At 65.9% G+C, this 2,715-nt stretch carries 3 protein-coding genes; all 3 read left to right on the forward strand.

Annotated elements, in window-relative coordinates; translation table 11 throughout:
* On the forward strand, positions 1-327 hold a 327-nt coding region (locus HCZ97_RS20335), incomplete at its 5' end, for an ABC transporter permease (RefSeq protein ID WP_167690940.1).
* Positions 328-340: 13 nt separating this feature from the next.
* On the forward strand, positions 341-1,159 hold the full coding sequence (locus HCZ97_RS20340) for an ABC transporter permease (RefSeq protein WP_167690942.1): 819 nt from the start codon (positions 341-343) through the stop codon (positions 1,157-1,159).
* A partial coding sequence (locus HCZ97_RS20345) for an ABC transporter ATP-binding protein (RefSeq protein ID WP_167690941.1) occupies positions 1,152-2,715 on the forward strand: 1,564 nt, incomplete at its 3' end. The genes HCZ97_RS20340 and HCZ97_RS20345, both read left to right, overlap by 8 nt.

Here is a 2,715-nt window from a genome sequence, read left to right on the forward strand (position 1 = left end):
ATGCAATCCGCCTATATCGAAACCGCAGAGCTGGACGGCCTGTCGCGCTTCAAGGTGATCTGGCGCCACGCCTTCCCGAACGCCGTCGCGCCCATCGTCAACGTTGTCATGCTGAACATGGCCTACCTGGTGGTCGGCGTCGTGGAGGTCGAGGTGGTCTTCGTCTACCCCGGCATGGGCCAGTACCTGGTGGATCACGTGGCCAAGCGTGACGTGCCCGTCGTGCAGGCCTGCGGCATCATCTTCGCCGCGGTCTACATCACCCTGAACATGCTGGCGGATATCTTCTCGATCCTCGCCAACCCGCGCCTGCGGCATCCGCGGTGAGGAGCGACACATGCTGAAGAAATTACCCTATCCCGCCCTCATCGGCCTTGTCGTCGCCTCCTGCTTCTTCCTCTCTGCCATCTTCGCGCCCTGGCTCGCGCCCTACGGTATGAGCGAGGTTGTCGGCGATGTCTGGGAACCGGCCTCCGGCGCCCATTGGCTTGGCACCGACAACATCGGCCGCGACCTGCTGTCCCGCCTGATCTACGGCGGGCGCACCACGATCGCGGTGGCCATCGCCGCCACCATGGTCGCCTTCGTCGTGGGCACCGCGCTTGGCCTCTTTGCCGCCGTCATCGGCGGCTGGGTGGACATGGCGCTGTCGCGCATGGTCGACCTGGTCATGGCCATCCCCTCGCTGATCTTCGCGCTGGTGGTCCTTTCGGTCATGCCGGTCACCGTGCCGATCCTGGTCGCGGTCATCGGCCTGCTTGAGGCCACGCGCATGTTCCGCCTGTCGCGCGCCGTCGCGGTGGACCTGGCCGTCATGGACTTTGTCGAGGCCGCCCGGCTGCGCGGTGAAGGCCGCGGCTGGGTCATCTTCCGCGAGATCCTGCCAAACGCCATCTCTCCGCTGATCGCTGAGCTGGGCATGCGCTTCATCTTCGTCGTGCTCTTCGTCTCCACCCTCTCCTTCCTGGGCCTTGGCATCCAGCCGCCCAATGCGGACTGGGGCGGCATTGTGAAGGAGAACAAGGACGGCATCGTCTACGGCATCCCCGCGGCCCTGCTGCCGGCGGTGGCGATCGCGGCGCTGGCGATCTCGGTCAACCTGGTGGCGGACTGGATCCTAGAACGGACGACATCGCTGAAAGGAGGCCGCAATGGCTGAGGCACTTCTTGAAATCAACGACCTCAAGATCGAGGCAACCAGCTATCCGCCCGGCGAAAAGCCCCGCAGGATCACCATCGTCAACGGGGTCTCCCTGACGCTTGAGCCCGGCAAGGTGCTGGGGCTGATCGGGGAATCCGGCGCGGGCAAGTCGACCATCGGCCTGTCTGCCATGGGCTACGGGCGCGGCGGCGTGCAGTTGACCGGCGGCTCCATCAAGCTGAACGGACGCGAGATGCGCGGCGCGCCGGGCCGGGTCCTGCGGGACGCGCGCGGGGCCGACGTGACCTATGTCGCGCAATCGGCGGCGGCCGCCTTCAACCCGGCCCGCAAGCTGATGGACCAGGTGATCGAGAGCACCGTCAAGCATAAGCGCATGTCCAAGGCAGAGGCCAAGGCCCGCGCCGTGGACCTGTTCACCCGCCTCGGCCTGCCCGATCCCGAGACCTTCGGGGACCGCTATCCCCACCAGGTCTCAGGCGGGCAGTTGCAGCGCGCGATGACGGCCAAGGCGCTTTGCCCCAAGCCCGACCTCGTGGTCTTCGACGAACCGACCACGGCGCTGGACGTGACCACGCAGCTTGGCGTGCTGGCCGCGATCAAGAAGGCGATCCGGGACTTCGGTGTCGCCGCGCTCTACATCACGCACGACCTGGCGGTTGTGGCGCAGATCGCCGATGACATCATGGTGCTGCGCGGCGGCGAGACGGTCGAATACGGCAGCTGCGACCAGATCATCAACCACCCGCAGGAAGACTACACCCGCGATCTCGTCTCGGCCATCAACGTGGAGCGGGACGAACGCGCGCCCGAAGGCGAAGCGGTGCTGAAGCTGCGCAACATCTCCGCGCGCTATCGCGGGGTGGACCGCGACGTTCTCAAGAAGATCAAGATGGAGGTCCAGCCGGGCACCACCTTGGCCATCGTCGGCGAAAGCGGGTCCGGCAAGTCCACGCTGGCGCGGGTGCTGACCGGCCTGCTCGAGCCCCATACCGGCACGGTGGAGTTCAACGGAGAGGTCCTGAGCCCGTCGCTGAAGGGCCGCAGCCGAAAGAACCTGCAAGAGCTGCAGATGATCTACCAGATGGCCGATGTCGCGATGAACCCGCGCCAGACCGTCGGCACGATCATCGGACGCCCGCTGCAGTTCTACTTCGGCCTGAAGGGCGCTGCGCAGCGCAAGCGCGTGATCGAACTGCTGGAACGTATCGAGCTGGGACCGGAGTTCTATGACCGCTACCCGGCAGAGCTGTCGGGCGGGCAGAAGCAGCGCGTCTGCATCGCCCGCGCCCTTGCAGCGGACCCCAAGCTGATCATCTGCGACGAGGTGACAAGCGCGCTGGATCCGCTGGTTGCCAAGGGCATCCTGAAGCTGCTGCGCGACCTGCAGCGCCGCGAGGGGGTGACCTATATCTTCATCACCCATGACATCGCGGCGGTACGCGAAGTCGCCGACACGATCGCGGTGATGTACCAGGGCAAGGTGGTCCGCTACGGCGGCAAGCAGGAGGTCCTGTCGCCGCCCTTCGACGATTACACCGAGCTGCTGATGCGCT

Source organism: Pseudooceanicola sp. HF7, assembly GCF_011806405.1.
Lineage (GTDB): Bacteria > Pseudomonadota > Alphaproteobacteria > Rhodobacterales > Rhodobacteraceae > Pseudooceanicola.